Genomic DNA, 21,582 nt, shown 5'->3' on the forward strand with positions numbered 1-21,582 from the left:
GCTGCGGAGAGCCGATGGCCGTACGCAACGGGGCCGGGGTGCCGGACGGATGCGTCCGCCCGGCACCCCGGCCCCGGTTCAGCCGGCCCCGGTTCAGCCGGTCCTGATCACCGGTGCCGGAGCGCCCGGTCGGGGCGCCCCGGCCGGGCGGCGGCTATTTTCTGCGGTCCCCCTTTCCGCAGGCCACACCGTCCTTGTTGCGGTCAAGTCCCAGCGGGTCGGAGCGGCCGTTGACCTTCAGCCGGCCGAAGTCCCGGGCCGCCAGCCAGTCGCAGCGGGCCTCGGCCGTGGCCGCGACGGTCGCCGGGAACCTCACCGGGACACAGACGCCCGGTGTGCCGTAGGCCGGTTCACAGCCCGCCACCTTGGGGCTCACCGGCGCCGACGACCTCTTCTTCAGCGGCGGCTTCGCGGGTTTCTCCAGCGCGTCCGCGAACTCGTTGACCTTGGCCGAAGGCGCCGACGGCGCCGGAGGGGCCCCGTGCCCGTGCCCGCCCGAGGACTTCGCGGCCGCCTCGGCGCCCGGCTGCCCCGGCGCGGGCCCGAGGTGGACCCACTTCGCGACCGACGGGATCCCGTTGGCGTCCACCGCGAACAGCATGTACCAGCCGGGCGGCGCCAGATTGGGGTTGCTGGTGACATTGAGGTCGATCCGGTTGCCGCCGTGGACGGTCAGCGGCAGATCGACGAACCGCTGGTTGGGATCCGAGGAGTGGGTGACCGCCGCGGGCCGGATCAGCTCCGCCTTGACGATCGGCCGGTTCACCGTGATCCGCTGGATGTCGCCGTAGTGCCAGCGGTCGTCGGGTACGGAGGTGATCGCCGGCCGGGGCCCCTTGAGCAGGTACGGCGGCGTGTAGACGGACACGTTGTGGTTCCAGCTGTTGTTGCCGGGGTTGTCGCCCACCGACATCACCCGCCCGTCGGGGAGCAGGAACGACGACGAGTGGTAGCCGCGCGGAATCGGGTCCCGGGCCATGTTCGCCTGGTACGTATTGGTCACCGGGTCGAACATGGACGCCTCGAACACCGGATCGGCCCGGTCGTGCAGCCCGCCCCCGGTCTCGAAGACCTTGCCGTCCGGCAGCAGTACCGCGGAGACGTACATCTTGCCCTCGGCGCCCCGCTGCGGGCGGCGGCCCTGCCCCTGGTCGACCTCGCCCTGCGGCAGCAGCGGCCCCGGCCGGTAGCGGGGGCTGGGCTCCTTGAGGTCGATGATGTCGGTGAGCCGGTTGGCGACCGGATTGCGCTCGTTGTTCCCGCCGCCGATGGTCAGCACCCGCTGGTCCTGCGCGGGCGGCAGCAGTACGCTCGCCGACTGGTCGCGCTCGTCCTTGTTCTGGAGCCCGGGAACGTCGGTGATGGTGTTGCGGTCGTAGTCGTAGATCGACGCACCCGTACCGGGGGTGCCGTTGCCGAAGACATGGCTGCCGGAGTAGAAGAGCCGGCCGTCCTGCATCAGGATCATCGACGGATACAGGCCCCAGTACGACCAGGTCTGGTTGACCTGGCTGATCGGAAGCCAGCGTTTCTGCGCGGCCGAGAACTTCTCCGCCGTCACATTGCCCGTGGAGTCCTCCTTCAGCCCGCCGAAGGAGATCACGTCACCGTTGCCGAGGATGGTCGCCGACGGATACCAGTGCCCGTCGCTCATATCGTTGGTACGGATGTACCTCTCGGTGTCCGGGTCGAAGATATAGCTGTCCTTCAGCCCCTGGTAGCCGAGCCGGCCGTCGGCCGTCGGATAGCCCTTGTTCCCGCTCATGACCAGGACCTTGCCGTCCGCGAGCTGGACATGACCGGCGCAGAAGAGGTCGGCGGGCGTCGGGACCTGCCGCCATGAGCCGTTGACCGGGTCGTAGACGGCGGAGGTGAACGTTCCGGCGGCGAAGAGCATCGGATCGTTCCCGGAGCCGGCGATCACCAGGACCTTGCCGTTCTTGAGCACCACCGAGTGCATGGAACGGATCGGATTCTTGGTCGGCAGGACATCCCAGCGGCCCTTGACGCACTCCTCCGGGGTGCCGGTGCAGTCCGGCTCCGGCACCGGGACCTCGACCTCTTCCATCACATAGTCGTCGGTGGTGACCGAGCCGACCCCGTACACCGAAACACCCCAGGCGATCCGGTCGGTGCCCGGCGGCACCTCGGGGGTGCGTACCTCGGCCCTGGCGTATGCGGACGGATTGACCGGCAGGGTCAGTACGTCCGTCCAGTACTGCCAGCCGGTGGCCGCGTCGTGCCGGAAGAGCGTCACGGCCGTGTCCGGCGTCGTGCTCTTGTACCAGAAGGACAGATCGTACTGACGGCTCGGCGTGACGACCGGGGCGCAGAGCGAACTCTCGGTCACCAGCGCCTTGCGGTCGCCGTCGACCCGGCGGGCCAGCGACACCTTCATCGCGGCGGACCCGGTGCGGGCGTCGGCCACGGTCTCGAAGGCGAAGTCGTTGTTCCCCCAGCCCGACTTCTTCCAGCACTCCGGCATTCCGTCGTCGCCCGGTCCCCCGGGGACCTCGAAGCCGGGGTTGCGGATCAGATTGGGCCCGGCGGTCGCGGGCGTGGGCGAGGTGACGAGAAGCGTTGCGCTCATCGCCGCGACGGCCAGCAGCGCGACGGATCTGCGGCGGCGTATCGCTGACGGCATGGCGGTCCTCCTTCCCTGTTGCTGTTCTGTGCGCGGGCACCGATATGCCCGCGCGGTGACTGCGTCCCCGAAGCGGCCCGAACCCGTCGAGCGGCTCGTGGACGGAACGGCGGCCGGGGGTCGTTCCGGTCGCCGTGTCTGTGGGAGGCGCGTCGGTCAGGCGTGATCGGCGCTGCCGGGCCGGAGCGCCCCGGGTCTGCCGGGGCCGCGGGGACCCCGGGGCAGATAGACCAGGGCCTCGGTGGCGGCGAACCGCAGGACGAAGGTGAGCAGCAGCGCCAGCGCGGTCGCGGGCAGCACCGGCATTCCGGCCCCTGCCACCAGCAGGGCGATCAGCGGGATGCGCAGCAGCAGATCGGCGTTGGCGAGCAGGGCGAACCGGCCCAGCCGGTCCGCCCAGTGGCGGTGACCGCGGCGGTCGTGGAAGAGCAGCACTTCGATGAGGAGGAAGTTCCAGGCCACGCCGAACTGGTTGGCCGCGACCTCGGCCGGCAGATAGTGCATCCCGCCCCGGGTCAGCAGATACAGCGCCAGCAGATTGGGGACGAATCCGGTCAGCCCGATCAGTCCGAAGGCGATCATCCGGGCCAGGGGCGCGGCGGTGCGCAGGCCGATCAGATGCCGGAGGAAGCGCAGGCCTTCGGCGGGCGTCGACTTGGACTCCCCCGCGAACCGCTCCTGGAAGACGAACGGGACCTCGGCGACGGCCCGGGGCCGGAGCCGTACCGCCAGTTCCAGCAGGATCTTGTAGCCCAGCGGGCGCAGTTCCCCCGCCGCGACCGCGTCCGTCACGGTGCTGCGGCGGATCGCGAAGAACCCGCTCATCGGGTCGCTGATACCGCGGAGCCCGCGGGGGAACAGTGCCTTGGTGAGCCGGGTGGCGGTACGGGAGACCGCGATGCGGTAGCCGCCGGCCAGGCCCTCCCGGCTGCCGCCGCGCAGATAGCGGCTGGCGACGACGAGATCGGCGCCCGCGGCCTCCCCGGCGGAGACCAGCTCGGGGACCAGGGCGGGCGGGTGCTGGAGGTCGGCGTCCATGACGACGATCCACTCCGAACCGGCGGCCCGCAGTCCCTCGACGACCGCGCCGCCGAGTCCGCCGTCGGGGCTTTCGCGGTGGATGACGGTGACCGGGAAGGGGCAGTCCCGGGCGGCGTCGCGGATCACCTCGGGTGTGGTGTCGGTGGAGTCGTCGACGAAGACGACCTCGCAGGGCAGCCGGCCGGGCACCGATGCGGTGAGCCGGTGCAGCAGTTCGCGGACGTTGGCCGACTCGTTGAAGGTGGGGACGACCACGGTGACCGCGCCGGGTTCGGCGATGTCGGCGGCGCCGGTCCCGGGCTCCGTATCCTCTCCGGTACCGGTGCCGAGGGGCCTCATCGGCCCCCTCCGGCGGTGGGCGCGCCGGCGCCGGCCGCCGCCGTACCGCCGTTGACGCGGCGGATCTCGATCCGGTCGTCGCCGGTGCCGAACACCTCGACGACGGTGGAGTTGGCGAGGGCGGCGGCGGTGGTCGGCAGGGTGGGCGCATCGCGGCGGACGGTCTGCGACGAGACGATGTAGTCGATGTCCTTCCAGCCGCGCGGGATGGTCTTCATCACGGCCGGGTCGAGGTCGGCCTTGTAGAACCAGAACACGCCGGTGCCGGGGGTGTAGCCGTCGTGGACCAGGTCCAGCCAGAGGGCGTCGTCGACCAGGACGCGGGTGTTCGCCGGATCGTCGATCTCGGTCTCGAACCAGTCGGCGGCGGCGCGGTAGTGGCGGTTGGCGTCCTCGGTGAGGGCGTCCCGGTTGCCCTCGGCCCAGGCCGGGAGGACGGCGACGCTCGCCAGGACGGCGAGGACGGCGACCACCAGCCGGCGCGGGCCCCACCGCTTGCGGAATCCACCGGCCGGCGGGGCGGCCGGCGCGGCGCTGTCGGTCTCGTCCGTACCGCGGCGGTGCAGCACCATATGGACGATGCTGGCGGCGGCGCCCGCGAGCACCAGGGCCAGGAAAGGCAGTGCCTGGATGACGTACATCGCGGGCAGATAGCCGTCCGGGCGGAAGGCCAGCAGGGTCAGGATCGCCACGGCCAGCGCGGGCCCGCCGATCGCCCGCGCGGTGACCGACCAGCGGAAGACCAGCAGTAAGAGGACGGCTGCGGCGACCCCGGCGAGCGGCAGGATCGGGTCGTAGTAGAGCCACGCCTGGAACGTCTTGTGGGAGCCGGAGCCCGCGTCCAGGATGAAACCGGAACCCGGCCTGCTCAGCTGGTACTCGATACCGGCGAACAGGGACACATGGTCCGGGCTGGCGAACAGCTCGTTGTTCAGCAGGGCGTAGAGCGGATACGAGAAGCCGACCAGCGCACAGGACGTGATGGCACCCGTGACCACGAACTTCCGGGTCTCGCGATGGCTGTGGGTCCAGAGCGTGACCAGCAGCGCGGGCAGGACCAGCAGCATCGTTTCCTTGGAGAGTACGGAGACGGCGCCCGCGAGTCCGGCGGCGAACTGGTGCCACAGATGGCGGCTCGGGGAGGCCGCGAGGCAGAACGCCAGCAGCATCCACATCACCGCGATGTTGTCGAGGAACAGCTCGCGCTGGAAGTAGACGGAGAGCGGCGACAGGCCGAAGGCGGCCATCGCGAGGGCGGCGGCCCAGCGGGGCAGGAAGAGCCTGCGGGCCAGTACGTAGACGAGGACCGAGCTGACCGCGCTGATCAGCAGCATCGCCGGGCGCATGGAGGCGACGTTCATCGACTCGGGCCAGATCTGCGCGGGCAGATAGGTGAGCGCCGCGATCTGCATCCAGCCGAGCGGGGGATGGTCGTACCAGTACGTGTAGTGGGCGAGGCCCTCGCCCTGCTGGACGGCCCAGGCCTGGGAGAGGTAGGTGCCCTCGTCGTCGCTGAGGGCGGGGAAGCCGGTGATGTTCCAGCCCTGGACCAGCACGATGACGGCCAGCAGGCCGAAGCAGAGGAGCAGGTCGGGGCGGGAGGAGCGGAATCTGACGACCGGCCGGGGCTCGGTACGCCGCCGGGCCGCCACGGATTTGGCGGCGGCGCGGGCGAGCGCGGTACGGGCGGCGGCCGGGGCAGGGGTGCCGGGGTCCGGGGCCCCGGGGGGCGGTGTGCCGGGGTCCGGTGGCGGGGCGTCCGGTACGGCCGTACCCGGCCCGGATATCCCGGAGCGGGCGGGCGCGCCGACGACGGCCGTGGGGGCGGGGCCGGTCGCGGGGGCGGGGCCGGTCGCGGGGGCGGATTCGGCACCGGCGGCCGCAGCCCGGTCGGAAAACCGGTCCGGGACAGGCTTCTTCCGCGAAGTGTTCTCCGGAGCGGTCTCGTCCGGGGAGGGCAGGGTCGTGGTCACCGGTGGGCGTCCTCTCGGATGTCGGCACGGTCGGCGGCGGCGGAGAGGGCGGCGGTCCGGTCGCCCGGCACCCGGCCGTCGGAGACCCGATCGCCGGGCGGCCGCTCACCGGACGGCCGGCCGGCCGGGGTCCGGCCGTCGGACAGCAGGTCATCGCCGGTCGGGGCGGAGCCGGAGGTCCGGCCGTCGGAAGTCCGGCCGTCGGAAGTCCGGCCGTCGGAAGTCCGGCCGTCCTGGAGGTGGGCGCCGATATGGCTGGTCAGCTCCCACTCGTTCCGTCCGCGCTGCTCGCGCCAGACCGCCCGCAGCGCCGCACCGGCGAGCAGGATCTGGTAGAAGGGGCCGCCCACGACGAGCTTGAGGTAGTGGACGAAGCGCACCCGGAGCCCGTACTGCTTGCCGAAGTCGTGCAGTCCGACCAGTTCGAAGATGAAGGTCACCACGGCCGTGATCGCCGGGAGGAAGGTGACCATGGCCGCGCCGACGGGGACGTCGAAGAAGAGCGCGATACCGACGTTGAGCGGGATGATCACCCCGGAGAACGCCTGGAGGAACGGGGTCATCAGGGTGTAGCGGGCGAGCAGTCTGCGGCCCCGGCCGGGCAGTTGCTTCCAGTCCTTCTTCCGGTACACCTGGAGGAAGCCCTGGTTCCAGCGGGTGCGCTGCTTGAGCAGGCTCATCAGCGTGTCGGGGGTCTCCTCGCGGGTGACCATATCGCTGTCGTACGCGACGACGACCTTCTTGCCGACGGAGGAGAGCCGTACCCCCAGATCGCAGTCCTCGGCGAGGCATTCGGGGTCCCAGCCGTCCGCCTCGCGCAGGACCTCGGTCCGGACGAAGACGGTGTTGCCGCCGAGCGGGATGAAGCCCTTCTCGGCGTGGAGGTGGAGCCGGCTGCGGAACCAGAAGAAGTACTCCAGGCAGTTGCGCAGGCTGTACCAGCTGGAGTGGAAGTTGATCAGCTGGACGCCGCCCTGGACGACATCGGCGCCGGTGGTCGTGAAGGCGTGGTCGACATGGGCGAGCAGCTCGGGGTGGACCTGGTCCTCGGCGTCGAAGACACCGACGACATCGCCGCGGCAGTGCGGCAGTGCGGTGTTGAGCGCCTTCGGCTTGTTCTTCTTCTCGTGGGTGTCGGTGATCACCCGGACCCGGAGCGGATCGCGGGCCGCGGCGCGTTCGGCGACCGCCGCGGTCTCCGGGTCGTCGTGTCCGACGATCACGATGATCTCGTAGTTGGTGTGACTGGACTCCAGCAGCCGCTGGATGGTGTGCTCCAGCACCGCCTGCTCATGGCGGGCGGGCAGCAGCAGCGAGAACGCCAGGCCGACGTCTCCGTCGGGCCGGTCGAAGCTGGTGGCGGCCAGCGTCTCGGGGGTACGCCAGGCGTGCATCTGCCACCAGAGCGTGAAGACCGCCATCCCGAACAGGGCCAGGGAAATGGCCACGACGAACACCGATAACAGCACGAAGTCCCCCCTTGGAACATGGAACCCCCAGCGCACGCGGCGTACAGGACCCCCCTGCCGGCGGAATGCGCTACTGGTCCCGGGCAGAGCGACACGCTCCCCTGCGTGCTCTCCCGGCTACTCGTAGTTGTTGACGAGTGTGGACCCTAGTGGCGGAATGTGAAAGTCCGGTGCCGATTTGATCCCACTGGCGAACTGTCGGAACCTGGCGCATTCTCCACCGCGTTGCCACCACTCCTGGTCAAGGGTGGTGCAGGGCCGGCCGTCTGTCATGGTTTAGCAAAATTCTGTCTCGTTTCCGTCCAGGACGAGCCGGGAGCCTTGATGCCCCAGGTGAAACGGGATGACCACCGAGACTGCTGTGACCTATGGGATTCCGTGTCACCCTGCCGTTACCGGCGGTACGAATAAAAATGGACAGGGACACAACAACAACGCCCCGGCCGTATCGCACAAGCGCGATACGGCCGGGGCGTTCACAACAGCCACCGGTCCTCCACCGGGCGGGCGGGACCCCGTCACCCCGGTCTGCCGACCCGGGCCGGCTTCGGGTCAGCCGCCTTCCGGGGCCCCCGCCAGCTCCGACGCCAGCTGCGCGGGATCCGTGGTCGGGGTACGGCAGGTGAAACCCCGGCAGACGTACGCCGCCGCCTCGCCGTTCACCAGCGGACGGCCCTTCAGCAGCGGGAACTCGTCGCCGTCCGGTTCCCCGGAGGCGACGACCGCGCCGGGAGCGGTCGCGATCAGGGCCGTACGGTGCAGGGCCCGGGCGGCCGGATCGCCGTCGAGGCCGACGACGGCGATCTCCCGGGGGCCGTCGAGCAGGGCCTCGGCGACCGCGAGCCCCCATCCCGCGAACCGCGGCACCCGCGGTCCGAGCGCCTTCACCACCCCGAGGGCCCGTTCGGCCGCGGCCCGGTGGGGCTCCGAACCGGTGTGCGCCGCGTACGACAGCAGGGCACCGGCGGCGGCGGTCCAGCCGGCCGGGGTGGCGTTGTCCGTGGGGTCCTGCGGCCGCCGGATCAGCTGTTCGGCATCGTGCGCGGTATCGAACAGAGTGCCGTTCTCGCCGGTGAACAGGTCGAGGACCAGGTCGAGGAGCACACCGGCGAAGTCCAGCCAGACGCCCTCGCCGGTGACGCCCGCGAGCGCGATGAACCCCTCCGCGACATCCGCGTAGTCCTCCAGGACACCGGAGTTGTGGCCGGCGACACCGTCCTTGGAGGTACGGGTCAGCCGGGCGCCCTCGCCGAGGTGCACCCGTACCAGCAGATCGGCGGCTTCCGTGGCCCGCTCCACCAGATCCGGCCGGTCGAAGAAGGCGCCGGTCTCCGCGAGCGCGGCGATCGCGAGCCCGTTCCAGGCGGCGACGACCTTGTCGTCCCGCTCGGGCCGGGGCCGCCGCTCCCGCGCCTCGAACAGCCGGGCGCGCAGGGCGGGATCGTCCTCGCCGGGCAGCCGGAGCACGGAGGCGCCCCGCTCGAAGGTGCCCTCCTCGGTGACCCCGTAGATCCGGGCGGCCCGGCGGCCGTCCGCCTCGCCGAGGACCTCGGTGAGCTGCGCGGGCGTCCAGACATAGAACGCGCCCTCGCCGTGCTCACCGGCCGGGTCGTGGCTGTCGGCGTCCAGCGCCGAGGCGAAACCACCCTCGGCCGTGCGCAGTTCACGGACCAGGAAATCCGCGGTCTCCAGGGCGATCCGGCGGGCGAGCGGGGAGCCGTCGGCCCGCCAGAGGTGGGCGTAGACGCGGCACAGCAGCGCATTGTCGTACAGCATCTTCTCGAAGTGCGGCACGATCCACTCGCGGTCGACGGAGTAGCGCGCGAACCCGCCGCCGAGCTGGTCGTACAGCCCGCCCCTGGCCATCGCCTCGCAGGTACCGGCGGCCATATCGAGGGCGCCCCGGGCCCCCGTCCGTGCATGGTGCCGCAGCAGGAACTCCAGCACCATGGACGGCGGGAACTTGGGGGCACCGGCGAAGCCGCCGTACCGCTCGTCGTAGTCCCGGGTCAGCCCGAGCAGCGCCTGCGACAGTTCGTCCTCGCCGGGCAGCCCCTCACCGCCGTGCGCCGCCGTCCGCCCGGCCAGATCGCGGGTGATCTTCGCGGCGACCTCCCCGACCTCTTCCCGCCGGTCCCGCCATGCGGCGGTGACACCCTCCAGGACCTGCCGGAACGACGCCATGCCGTGCCGAGGTTCGGGCGGAAAGTAGGTGCCGAAGTAGAACGGCTCCCCGTCGGCGTTGAGGAACACGGTCATCGGCCATCCGCCCTGCCCGGTCGCCGCCTGCACCGCCTCCATATAGACGGCGTCCACATCGGGCCGCTCCTCCCGGTCGACCTTCACCGAAACGAAGTGCTCGTTGAGATACGCGGCGGTGGCCTCGTCCTCGAAGGACTCGTGGGCCATGACGTGACACCAATGATCATCAGGCTAAGTGACACGACGAATAGCCCACCGAGAGAAGGATGGGAACGTCGCGCCGCTTGGCCTCTTGCATCGCCTCCTCTCCCCATGGCCACCAATCCACCGGATTGGAGGCGTGCTGGAGGAGATAGGGCGACTGGGAATTTGCCAGTCGGTTCATACCTCCATCGTTGCACGAGGAGGATCGTGCGCGCGTGCACGAAGCGCGGCCGCTATAGGCCGCCCTGCGGGCAGGCCGCTCCACGTCGAGGATTGTGATCTGGTTGACGTGAGGTCAGTGGGCCCGTCCGGCCGGTGTACCGGCAACAAAAGTCTCGGTGCCTTCGCCCATCCCATAAGTCGGCTCACTCGCCGGTGCCGGAAGGCGCTCTCCCGCCTCCTGCGCAACGGCCGCGGGACGGCGGTCCGGATCAACTCATGCGTCCCCGGGCTCTCAAGGCACCCGATCCGTCCGGGGAACATACAGGCTCCGTGGGAGCCAGCGCCCCGAGACGACCGAGCCTCATGCCTCTCTTCGCTCAGGTTGTCGGGCCTCCCTCAACAGGCTCCTCTCATGGGATGGTCATGCCCCCGCCATGGCGCCCAGGTGCCCCAGCGCCCCAGGGGCGAGTGTGGGGAGCAACAGGATCGTGCGGGTCCATTCCTCGTATCGCAAAAGCTCCAGCGTGATGTCCCGGGCCGCCTCTTCGCAGGGCGGACTACCGCGGTCGACGGCTCCGGCGAGCGCGAGGCAGGTCCGGACCACCCGGTCGTGGGCGCCGCTGTCCGCAGCCAGTGCCGCCTGGGCACCCACCAAGTACGCGGCGGCGGCACCGAGCGCCATCACCCGGTCGTCCGGCGTCCGCGCCGCCGCGGCATGCCGTCGCACGGCGATGGTGTCTCCGTTCACCGCTGCCAGGATCGCAAGTTCCACAGAGGGCTGTGGTTCCATCTGACGGGCGTGCTGCCATCTGCCGACCGCACCTTCAACGGCGGTCACGGCTTCGTCCGGAAGGCAATGGAGCCGTTCCAGCAAGGCGAGGACGGCCATCGGCCCTGCCGACGCCGCGGTAGAGGGGTCAGCCACCCGTAGCGCGGCCCGCCCGAGCACGTCGCTCAGCCGAGGGGACGGGTTCCGGGCGTCCGGGAAGGCGAGGAGCAGCGCTGCCAGCTCGGGAAGGCAGGTGCGCGAGTCGCCCCTCTCCATCCGACGGGCGAGGACCTCCACCAGCGGCTCGGCGACGCGTGCAGCCGCTTCCGGGGAGTGTCGTACGAGCCCGGTGGCGACGGCCGTCAGCGCCTGTTGCCGTTGCCTGGTACCTCCCGCCGCCATCGCCGTGGCCGCGGCCTCGTCCCCCGTGTGGGCGAGGGCCTGGGCCACGGCGTTGGCCAGCTCGGGGGCGGCTCCGGCGGGTACCAGCCGGGCCGCCGCCCGGGCGTAGCGGGCGCCCGGGTTCTCGTGTCCGGCGAGGGAAGCTCCGAGGGAAAGGGCCGCCAGGTGCCGCGCCTGGGCATACGTGTCGGGCAAGTGCTCCACGAGTGCTTCGGCCTGATCCGGTACTCCTGCCGCGCCCATGGCCTGGCAGAGTTCCACGGTCCAGCCTTCGGGGAGGTGCCGGCTGTTCACTGGCCGCGTTGCAGGGCGGCTCCGCAGGACCGCCTCCAGAAGTTCCCGGCCGCGGAGGAGGTCGCCCGCCCTCACCTGGTCGTCCACCTCCAGGAGGCGGAGAAGAAGTGGCTGTTCCGGCCGGTCGGGGTGCGGGCCGTCACCCGGCCGCAGCAGACCGGTCGACCGCCGGTGCGGGTTGGAACGGCGGGGCGGCGGGAAGGGGCTTGCGTCTCGAGGTTCTGTCGGTGCGGGCTGCGGCGCCTCCGCGACTCGTGCACCACGGGACGCCCGCTGCCTGTTCAGCGCTGCCCGCTCGGCATCGGCCTTGCTGCGCTTCGTCTTGCGCTCCGCATCCCGCCTCTCGGCAGCCTCCCGAGCTGCCTCGTCGGCCCGCCGCGCCCTCTCCTTCTCCTCTGCATCGAGGATCGTGTGCGCCCGTTCCGGCAGGGGGTCGCCGAGCACCCCGATACGCTGATCCTCCGGCACGGCCTCCATCTGCCGTCTGATGCCGTCGCGGTCTCCCTTCTCCTTCATGGCCACGGTGGCCTCAACGAGGCGGCGCAGTGTCCCGGAGAGTTCGCGGCGCAGGTGGGCGCGATCGGCTTCGGACAAGGCATCGGCCGGGGAATCGGATTCCTCCAGCGCCTCGAGGGCCTGGCGCATCCGGGCCCGGGCCGCCTGCAGCAGTTCGACGGCCCGGCGGTGTCGCTTGGCGGGCAGCGTGACAAGCATGGACGCCGCGGCGGCCAGGACGTCGACCGCGCTCAGCCCTTCGGTATCGCCGAGTTCCTCACAGAGGGCCTCGACGCGATCACCGGCGTACGAGCCGAGGTGGGGCGCCACTTGCGCCAGCGCGCCGTAGAGTTCCACTGCCACGGTCCGGGCGCGCAGGCCGCCCGCGCTGAACGTCTCCGCCCGGTAGTGCAGCCCCATGACGGCATCCAGTCTCCCTGCCGCCTCGGTGATCGCAGCTGTCCCGGCCGCCGGATCCTGGAGCACCGCACGGAACACGGGCCGGGCGGCGTCGGGACCGTTCAGACGGGCAAGGACCGCGGCGGCACAGAGGAGACGCGCGTACAGCTCGGAGTCTCGGAGGGCACCGGGAAAGCCTTGGTCCGCACGATCACGGGCCAGCCACTCCACTGCCTCCTGCACGACCGCATCGGTATGCAGGGCGGCCCGTTCCCCGCAGGTCTGTCCCGCGTAAGCCAGTTCCACTGCCGTCTCGACCAGGTGTACGGCCCTGTCGAGAGCCGTGGGCGCGGAGCGCGCCAAGCCGCGTGCGCGCTCCGTGTCCCCGAGCCTGACGTAGAGGGCCGCGGCTCCGTCGGGCACGTGCGTGCCGTGTGCCCGGCGCAGAATGGAACGTGCACCGGAGAGGGCGACGAGTGTCGCCATACGTTCTGCACCGGATGCGGCATCCGGCGCCGCACTGATCTCCTGTTCGAAGGCATCCAGCTGGGTGAGCGGGACATCCGGACCGGCAGTGCGGGCGAGCTGGTGCAGCCGGCGCACATCGAGGACGTAGGCAGTGCGCTCGGCCGCACCGGTCAGCAGGCGGAGCTGATACGTCAAGGGGTACGGAGGAGTGCCGTCCGGCCAACCGACGTCACGCCACCTGCGCGACCAGGCCAGTAACTCCTCGGTGTACCGGAGGACCTCTGCCTGTCCCAAGCCCTCGCGCACGGCGCGTACGAGGTGGGGATCCGCCAAGGCGTACGTCCCGAGCACTGGGTCCTCGGTCACGAGGGCGCGCCCCGTCGGCCCCTGTACCAAGCGGTCGAGATGGTCCGCGGGGAGCCCGGTCAGCTCAGCCAGATCGGCCGTCCGCAGCCCGCCGTTCGCCACGGCCAACAGCCCAGCGACCGGTTCGCCCAGCGCAGTGGCGTCGGGTCGCGGGTGCCGGAGCTGCGGCATCCCGGCGACGGGCAGGAGCGTTCGCAGATGGCGGATCTGACGCAGTGGATGCCGCTTCTCCGGAACGTCGCCGGGAAGGGGGGCCCAGCGCCGGAGGGACACGATGATCCGCATGTTGGGTGGCGGGAGGGAGGGCAGGAGGGCGGCGATGCTCCCGCGCACGGATCTCCGCACACCCCGGGACCGGCCTTGGGGTTCTTCCCCGAAGGGAGGCCCGGACTGCGGGACGCCGTCCTTGCCTCCCCAGCCAGACCCGGCGATGCCGCCCGACCATGCCGCATCGTCGTCGAGTCCGTCGACCACGAGCAGGAGGCTCCGCCCGTGCTCCGCGCTCTTGTCGGCCGCCTTGGCGAACAGCGCGTTCCACGCCCGGGTGCCCCTGGGGACCGGACCCTCGGTATCGTCGAGAAGACGGCCGATCTGGCCGGCGATCTCGTTCTCGAACTCGGCCCGGGTGTGCGCACCGTGGGCCGCGGAGACGAAGAAGGTCAGGATGTCGACGCCGGTCGGGGGCTTCTGCCGGATGTAACCGGCCAGCAGCATCGTCTTGCCCACCGGTCCATCGGCGCACCAGCACAGGTAGGAGGGTGCCCCGGGGCGCGAGTCCCGGACGAACTCGGTCATCACCGTACGTTCGTTCTTCCGCAGTCGGGCCTCAACCGCGGAGACGCGGGGAGCCGGACAGTGCAGTCCGATGAAGCGGAGGCCGGGGTCCTTCGGGCGCCGGTACACGGAACTCTGCCCGTGCTGTGCGCTCCTTGCCTCCTGCTGTGCCGCCCGCAAGGCGGCTTCCCATTCGACGTCCGCGTAGGCCGGAGCGCCGGGGGCACTCTTCAGCCTTGCCACTACGGACCGGAAGCCCGGCTCTCGCTCCGGTGTGGGAACCGTCCTCCCCTCGATCCAGCCCTGCAGCATCGAGTGGGAGAGGTCCAACTCCTTTGCCAGGCCGCGGTACGTGAGCTTCTCGCAGCCCCACGCTTCCTGAAGCATTCCGTGCAGCTTGTTCCTCGCATGCCTGGATGGCCCGTTCACCGACCCGGCTCCCTTCCGTGTTCGACGCCCGGAAAACTCGGCTGCCGACGTACGGATTCAAGCTTCTGACCTGGGGAAATCGCGATCGAGGACCGGCGCACCTTCACCGCACGAGACCGCCGCCGCCAGTCTGGAGCAATCGCCACAACAGCTGCAACCAGCTCCCGATGGAAGGATAATCCGTGTCCCAGGTCCCCGAACTCCTGCACTACACAATGATTTTGAGCGGATCAGCCGGCCTGCTCTATGCGGTCACCCTGCTCACCGTGGCCCTCATCTCCGTCATCGCCTCTGCGCCGGAGCGCCGCAGGGACGCACGGACGACGCTCAGCATCCTGGTGCGGCGACGGCTCCGCTGAGCGTGGCGAACCCTGACCAAGCGGGTCGGCCCAACGGGCTTGTGCTGGAAGTCGGGTGCCTAGAGAGCTTTGGTCTGGGCTGCTCGACTTCACCAACCACTCATGGATGGCCTGAAGTCACCCCTCCAGAGCCGACGCTGGTGTAAAAAATCCCTGTGCTGCCACCTGCTCGCTCCGTAGCCGGGCCTGCTGCTCTGCAACCGCAGCGCGGCAGGCCCTGACGCGGAAGGAGATGTATGGGAAAGGCTGCACGTGAGTGGCTGGGGCGCCGGAGGGAGGACCTGCTCCTCATCCTGGTGGCCGGAGTGGTCAGCGCAGTGGCTGCCAAGGTGGTCGACCACCTCTGGTAGACGACCGTTCTCGACGCAATACACGCGTCGAGAACGGTCACCCCCCAGCAGTGGGTGGTTCCCGTCCCGTTCGCCCGGAACGGGAACCACCCACACCTCGCCGGTCCCCCGGTGAGGTACTGCCAGGAGTGCCGAGACATCGGCAATCCCCGAGTTTAGACCTGCGCGTAGAAACCATCCGGTCGAGTGATCGAGTCCTGGGACCCACAAGGACCATCAGGCCGGATAAAGCTTCCCGCTTACTGCGGGAATGGCCCCTCGGGAGCCTGCAGAGCCTTGGATGGGATTTCCCCGCGTGGGCGGGGGCTGTCGCACTTCCGGTACCCACGGACCGCTCGCAGTGAGGCTCCGTGCGGGGCCACCGTCCTCGCATGGAGGCACCACCCATTCGTCTTTCGGTCATTGAGCAGAAGGAGGTGGCACGGACATGCCTGAGGACCGACCGCCGGCTCCCGCCGGGCAGCGCGCCAGCTGGGACCCCCGCTTCCAGCCGTGCATCCCCGCCGTCGACCTCGACGGTGCGGTCGCACACCACTCCCTGAGCGCGCTCTTCGCCCGGACCGATGAGCTGGCAGCCCTCGACTGCGCCTCGCCCGGCGAGACCATCGCCGTCATCGAGTACCTGCTGGCCATCTGTTTCGCCTCCGGCACCTGTCCGTCCTCCGACGAGGACTGGAATGCCTGGGTTCTTGGCCGAAGGCCCCTCGCCCGAGCCGCCGAGTGGCTGGTGGAGCAACCGGCGGATGACTGGGACCTGTTCCATCCCACGCAGCCCCTGGCGCAGAACTCCGACCTGGCAGAGGACCTGTGCTCGAGCGGCACCGGAACCGCCCAGCTGATCATCGAGCATGCCGGTGACTACAACCAGCACTTCGACCACCACTCTCTCGCACGCCACAACCCCATCCCTGCAGCGGACGCGTTCCGTGCGACCCTCACCCAGCACGTCTACGCCACCTATGGGCGGGCGCGCATGTCCGGGGGCAGACTCGGCGCGAAGGTCACCAACCTCGCGGCGGGCCGTCTGACGGGCCGGATCCGGGTCGTCGCCCTGGGGAGCACGTTCGGCGAGACGCTGCGTCTGAACCTCTATCCACCCGACGGGCCGGGGCAGCATCTCAACACTTCCTGGACCACGTCCTCCGTCGAGCAGCGCAGCTTCGAGGAGAAGCGGAAGCCCAGGGCGCCGCGGAGCTCCGCGGACCTGCACAGCGCCCTCGGGCGTTCCGTACTGCTGCGTCCGGCACGCGGTCCCCACGGGCAGGTCATGGTTGACCAGGTACTGATCGGAGCCGGTGACGTACTGGATCTCGACCCGGCGCGTCACCTTCATGACGCGGTGTACGGCACGACGACGAACGGCGTTTCCAAGCCCTTGTGGCCCTCGCCCAGCCGAGCCCTGTGGCAGCAGGCCCATGCCCTGTACGGCGCCGTCAACGAGGGCCAGGGCGGGATGTACGCGCGACTGCGGTCCCTTCTCCCGTACCGGCGGCGCGAGACGCAGGGGTCAGATCAGGAAACGCAGCACGGTGCCCCGTACCATCTCTGGGCCGTCGGCTTCTTGGCCAACCAGGCGCTCCCCTTCAGCTGGACTCAGGGTGCCTACCCCTACGCTCCGGGTATGGCCGCGCACCTCTACCGCGCGTCCCGCCGCGGCTCGGACATTGCCGAATACGTGGCACGGACCCTCAAGAACGCGGCAATCGTGGCGGCAGAGACCGCGTTTCCCGCGATGAGGGCCGCGGACGAGGCCGGCCAGGTGGCCCGTCTCGATGCCCGGTACGACTTCTGGCCGGCAGCCGAGGACCCCTTTCACGAGCTGCTCGACGAGGTGATCGACGGGGGGCTCGAGGACGACGACCCGGTGTCCGCACCCTTGGTCGCCTACGCCCTGAAGTTGATGATCACGGCTCGTATTCGGCTGCTCCAGCTCCTCGACACCCTGCCGCCCGGTGACCGCTACCACCGGGCGCGGTCCCGGGCCGAGCGACTTTTCGATGAGGCCATGTCCAACGACCGGGCTCCGGCCGAACTCCGAGGGGAGACAGCACATGACTGAGCAGGATTCGTCGACCGGTACGGGGGCGCCCCGTTTGGCTCACGACAGCGCGGCACTCACCACGTGGCTCACCACTCTCGTCCGCAACCGCGAGTACGGGACGCTCGCCGAACTCCGCCGGTCCCGGGTTCGTACCAACGCGCACATCCGCGCCGGCTGGTACGGAGGTGACGACCATCGTGACCTCTTCGAGCGGATGGCTTTCCTGTTCGCGATCTACCACCAGGGCCGTCCCACACCCTCGTACGGCCACGGCAGTCTCGGCGCCGCAGCCCGCAGGATCGGAGACGGGACCGGACGCGGGCCGGACAACCCCGGCGCTCAGCGGCTTCTGGACCGTGTCGTAGCAAGCCGACGCATTCCCTGGCGGCACCTCCAGCACGCGATCACTCGGCTCCGGTCCTGTGAACAGCCCCCACCGTCCTGGACCACTCTGGCCGAAGACCTCATCCGGTGGAACGACCGGAAGGCACGCATCGCCTATGAGTGGTCGGTCCATTTCCACACCCCGCCGGGAGGAGCCGGGAAGCATGGAACGAACCCGTGACGCGAGCGGCTCCTCCGCCGACGACTCGAAAGGACACCACCCCGTGACCGAGCCACCTCGGAGCCAGTTCCTCTCCTTGCACCTCATCGAGACCCTTGCTGCCGTCCTTCCGGTACGCGACGAGAACGGCCAACCCAAGTCCCTGGTCTTCGGCGGTGTGGAACGCCACATGATCACGAGCCAGGCCCGCAGGCGCGCCGAGCGGGTCCACGCCCGCAACCGGGCCAACGCCGGCTTGGGGGAACTCAGGGGACGAAGCATGGGCGTCCGTACCCGGGAGTGGGCCCTTCTGGCCGGACGGGAACTCGAGTCCGGCCACGGCTGGGCCCAGGACAGGGCTCTGGCTACGGCCCGTGCGGTGATGGAAGCCAGCGGTCTCAAATTCGGCGATCCGAAGAAGAAAACCGTGGCCAATCTGACCAAGGTACTGATCTTCGCGCCGTCCGACGCCGGAGAGAGAATTGCGCGCCACATCGTCGACCATGCGGCGGAGGTCGAGGGGTGGCGCGATGCCTACCTCGAAGCTCAGACTCGCGCCGAGGCGACGAAGAAGACACGCCGCGGGGCAAGGAGCAAGGACGCAACAACACTGGATACGGCAGAGGCCCCCGCGGAATCCGCCAAGCCCGTCGCCCTGCCTCCGCTGCCCAAGGCCACCCGCGACGCCGTTCTGCTGGCCCTCGCGCCTCGGGACGCCGTGGACATCGCTCTCTACGGTCGGTTCCTGGCCGAGATTCCCGACTCGCCCAATGTCGACGGCGCCGTCCAGACAGGGCATGCCTTCACCGTGCACGAAGCAGAACAGATCGAAGACTTCTACGCAGCCGCCGATGATGCCAAGCTCGATCGCAAGCGCAATGCTCTTGATTTCCTCGACGCCGCGGACGACGCGGGTGCCGGTATGACCGGTTACCAGTCCCTGATCTCCGGCACCTTCTACCGACACGCGGTCCTTGATCGTAAGCAGCTTCAGGTCAATCTGAGGGTAGCCGGAATGGACGAGGCCGAGGCCGAACAGGTGGCGTCCGAGGCCGAGAAGGAGTTCGTGAACTCCTTCGTGGAGGCATTTCCGGAAGCGAAGAAGAACTCCACTGCATCCACCGGATCACTGCCGGCGCTCGTCCTCGCCTTCGAGGGGGAGCGTCCCTACAACTACGCGTCCGCCTTTCAGAGGCCGGTCGACGAGGGGCCCTTGTCGGCTGGTGGGGAAGGACCGGCGGGACCCGCGGCCGTGAGGAGGCTGTTGCGCCATCACGCGTTCGTCAGCCTCCGTCGCGACGATCTGCGCACCACGCGGTTGCTCACCTACGACCCTGAGATCGATCTGCTGCTGGGAGAGCTGGAACTGCCTGATTCGTCGTCCGTGGTGAAGCGGGCCAAGGACCTCACGCTGTGAGCGACACGAACGACTCGCACGTCCTCCTCGTCCGATTGGCCGGCCCCCTGCAGTCCTGGGGGATCGCCGGCAGATTCGCCCGTCGCGACACACACAGCCGTCCAACGAAGTCGGGGTTGATCGGCCTGTGCGCGGCAGCCCTCGGGCTACCCCGGGAAGAGCCTCTCGGGGAACTCGCCGAGATGCGCTTCGGAGTACGGGCCGACCGGCCAGGCACGCCGTTCCGCGACTATCACACGGTCGGTGGCGGAAAGTACCCGCTGCGTCCGCGGGACCTGATCACCGACCATCAGCGTGCGGCCAAAGCAACCACGGACCCCTTGCCGTTGCCACCGCCGGATGATGCCCTGGAGCCCGAGCCGTTCGGAGGCGCCGAGCTGCATGCCTGGTACGGCTCACCGAAGTACGTCGTCGCCGACTTGAGGTCAGGGGCGCTCGTTTCTGCAGAAGTTCGCCGCCACAGCATGATCACAGAGCGCTGGTATCTCGCCGACGCCGCCTTCCTCGTCGGTCTGGAACACCAGGACAGGGCTCTCCTGGAACGTGTGGCCCACGCCCTGGAGTACCCGAAGAGACTCCTCTGGCTCGGCCGCAAAGCCTGCCCACCGTCGGGCGATCTCGCCATCGGTATCGTTCCGGGCTCGCTCAAGGAGGTTTTCGAGACGCATTCCCTGCTTCCCGATGCCGTCGGTCCCGGAGCCGAGCTGTCGGCAAGCGCGCAGCACATACGCCCATGGGCCTGGATCGAAAGCAGACGGCCGCTCCCCGGCGCCGGCCCCCTGTCCGACCAGCCCGTGCAATTCGGAGCGGACGGAGGGACCCACAGCCTCCGCTGGGAGACCCGACACCGCATCACCATCGCCGCACACGCCCGTGGATGGGACATCATCCTGTGAACACGAACACCACCGCGTCGGACCTGTCGTCGAGCGCGGGTCGGGTCGCCAGATTCGTTGCCGCGCAGACTCTGCTGGCTCTGGACGCCCGGCATCCTTTCGTCGGCAAATCGCTTATCGACGCGCAGGACATGCACCGAACCGTCATGAGTGGCTTCCCCGGCTGGGTGGACGACGGCAGCCCCGACCCTCGTGCTCAGATGGGCATCCTGTCGACCTGGACCGTCGACCTCCGGCAGGCGCGGCTCAACCTGGTGGTCCAGTCGTCACTCCCCGCCGACTGGAGCGGTATTCCCCGCGCGGCCCTGGCCGAGAAGCCGGAACCTCTTACTGTCGATCGCACTTTCCGCTTTGGCGACAGGGTCGCCTTCCGCACGGTCGTCAATCCCGTCCGCAGCGTTCCACCTCCACCCGGCTCTCCGCCGAGGACCCGGGGCACCCGCGTCCCCCACACACGCCCGGAACACGTGAAGGGATGGTTCACACGCCGGCTCCAGCCAACCGGCGAACCCGCGATCGCCCCGGATGGAGTCACCCGCATCGGAGCGGATGCCGATACCGATCGAATCGCCGTACGCATGCTACCGACCATCTCGAGCCCGGCACCGCATAAGGGCCTGCGCATCGCTCGTGCGGAAATCAAGGGCACCCTCACGGTCACCGACCCCAAGAATTTCGTCGCGGCCCTCACTCAGGGCATCGGCCACGCGCGCGCGTACAGCTGCGGGCTGATACTCGTACGCTGAACCGCTCAACGGCCGACCGGAGGCGGACGCACGCGCGGATCCCGCCGTCGGCATTTGGCGCCGGTGGCCAGGCTCTCCACACACGAGTGGTCCGGACACAGCACCCGGGAAAGGTCACCGTGTGCCTGTCACCCCGCCTCCAGCCGCGCTTACGTCCCGAGAGCAGTAACGGCACGCCACGCTCCCACGCCTCGGTGAATGCCTCCGGGCTCCCGGACCACCACGTTACGGGGTGCCGGATTACTGCTGACGGTCGGGCCAGGTCGCGTCGGCGTCGCAGCCCTTGCACTCGTGCCCGGCCGGGGGACGCGGATTGAGCATGCGGTTGGCAGGGCCGAACTCGGTGGAAGCAGTTGTCACCTGCACTTGCGTGCCGGCCCTTCTTCATCGACGGCGATCAACGCTCACGAAATGCTGCTATGCCGACGTAGACCCCAGGGGCGACCCGGCGCACTCCACAAACCTGAGCGAGCCAAGGGCCAGCGGATATGACGGACAGAGAGGATCTTGCCCGTTCATACAGGTCGACCGACCACTTGCTACACGAAGCTCCAATCGAGCCAGGACATAACGCCAGATCCTGACATCAAGATCGCGTGGTCTCCGGCCCCTCGGAGCCGCCGTCCACCGGCCCCCTTCCGCCCGCCCAGCCCGGTAGCTTGGCTCGGTAATAGCCGCTCCGTCCAAGCAGCTTGCTCGCCGCTGGGCGACACTCATCAGCAGGCGATGCCAGGGCACCGACCCCGCCGGCCAGCAGTGCGACATCTGGGAGCGGCCCACCTGACAAAACGATCCAAGA

At 69.7% G+C, this 21,582-nt stretch carries 11 protein-coding genes and 1 pseudogene; 6 read left to right on the forward strand and 6 right to left on the reverse strand.

All coding sequences use genetic code 11. The features are described 5' to 3' along the window. Positions 1-154 precede the first annotated feature (154 nt). The 6 genes and pseudogenes from ACIQ9E_RS06400 to ACIQ9E_RS06425 form a co-directional block, all read right to left on the reverse strand. Positions 155-2,644, reverse strand: a complete 2,490-nt coding sequence (locus ACIQ9E_RS06400; RefSeq protein WP_403702740.1) for a galactose oxidase-like domain-containing protein — start codon at positions 2,642-2,644, stop codon at positions 155-157. Positions 2,645-2,800: 156 nt separating this feature from the next. Next, positions 2,801-4,024 carry a glycosyltransferase gene (locus ACIQ9E_RS06405; RefSeq protein WP_403702743.1) on the reverse strand — a complete coding sequence of 408 codons (1,224 nt, stop codon included), beginning with the start codon at positions 4,022-4,024 and terminating at the stop codon, positions 2,801-2,803. After that, positions 4,021-5,997, reverse strand: coding sequence for an ArnT family glycosyltransferase (locus tag ACIQ9E_RS06410; protein WP_403702746.1), 1,977 nt, complete (start codon positions 5,995-5,997; stop codon positions 4,021-4,023). The genes ACIQ9E_RS06405 and ACIQ9E_RS06410 overlap by 4 nt, the downstream gene beginning before the upstream one ends. Beyond that, complete coding sequence (locus ACIQ9E_RS06415) at positions 5,994-7,466, reverse strand: glycosyltransferase (RefSeq protein WP_403702749.1); 1,473 nt, start codon at positions 7,464-7,466, stop codon at positions 5,994-5,996. The genes ACIQ9E_RS06410 and ACIQ9E_RS06415 overlap by 4 nt, the downstream gene beginning before the upstream one ends. 552 nt (positions 7,467-8,018) lie before the next feature. Continuing rightward, positions 8,019-10,053: pseudogene (locus ACIQ9E_RS06420) on the reverse strand (thioredoxin domain-containing protein). A gap of 402 nt (positions 10,054-10,455) precedes the next feature. Then, a complete protein-coding gene (locus ACIQ9E_RS06425) occupies positions 10,456-14,388 on the reverse strand; it encodes a hypothetical protein (RefSeq protein WP_403702752.1) in 3,933 nt (1,310 codons plus the stop codon). Between the two features lie 263 nt (positions 14,389-14,651). On the opposite strand from ACIQ9E_RS06425, the gene ACIQ9E_RS06430 reads away from it, so the two are divergent. The 6 genes from ACIQ9E_RS06430 (at position 14,652) to ACIQ9E_RS06455 (ending at position 20,783) form a co-directional block, all read left to right on the forward strand. Further along, positions 14,652-14,789, forward strand: coding sequence for a hypothetical protein (locus ACIQ9E_RS06430; protein ID WP_403702755.1), 138 nt, complete (start codon positions 14,652-14,654; stop codon positions 14,787-14,789). A 777-nt stretch (positions 14,790-15,566) separates the two neighbouring features. Continuing rightward, entirely contained in the window at positions 15,567-17,198 is a 1,632-nt protein-coding gene (locus ACIQ9E_RS06435; RefSeq protein WP_403702758.1) for a type I-E CRISPR-associated protein Cse1/CasA, read from the forward strand. After that, complete coding sequence (gene casB / locus ACIQ9E_RS06440) at positions 17,191-17,745, forward strand: type I-E CRISPR-associated protein Cse2/CasB (protein WP_403702761.1); 555 nt, start codon at positions 17,191-17,193, stop codon at positions 17,743-17,745. The genes ACIQ9E_RS06435 and casB overlap by 8 nt, the downstream gene beginning before the upstream one ends. A gap of 43 nt (positions 17,746-17,788) precedes the next feature. Then, entirely contained in the window at positions 17,789-19,141 is a 1,353-nt protein-coding gene (locus ACIQ9E_RS06445; protein WP_403702764.1) for a type I-E CRISPR-associated protein Cas7/Cse4/CasC, read from the forward strand. Further along, positions 19,138-20,037, forward strand: a complete 900-nt coding sequence (gene cas5e / locus ACIQ9E_RS06450) for a type I-E CRISPR-associated protein Cas5/CasD (RefSeq protein ID WP_403702767.1) — start codon at positions 19,138-19,140, stop codon at positions 20,035-20,037. The genes ACIQ9E_RS06445 and cas5e overlap by 4 nt, the downstream gene beginning before the upstream one ends. Then, positions 20,034-20,783 carry a type I-E CRISPR-associated protein Cas6/Cse3/CasE gene (locus ACIQ9E_RS06455; RefSeq protein ID WP_403702769.1) on the forward strand — a complete coding sequence of 250 codons (750 nt, stop codon included), beginning with the start codon at positions 20,034-20,036 and terminating at the stop codon, positions 20,781-20,783. The genes cas5e and ACIQ9E_RS06455 overlap by 4 nt, the downstream gene beginning before the upstream one ends. Positions 20,784-21,582: the final 799 nt, after the last annotated feature.

The organism is Streptomyces sp. NPDC094448 (assembly GCF_044763775.1).
Taxonomy (GTDB): Bacteria; Actinomycetota; Actinomycetes; order Streptomycetales; family Streptomycetaceae; genus Streptomyces.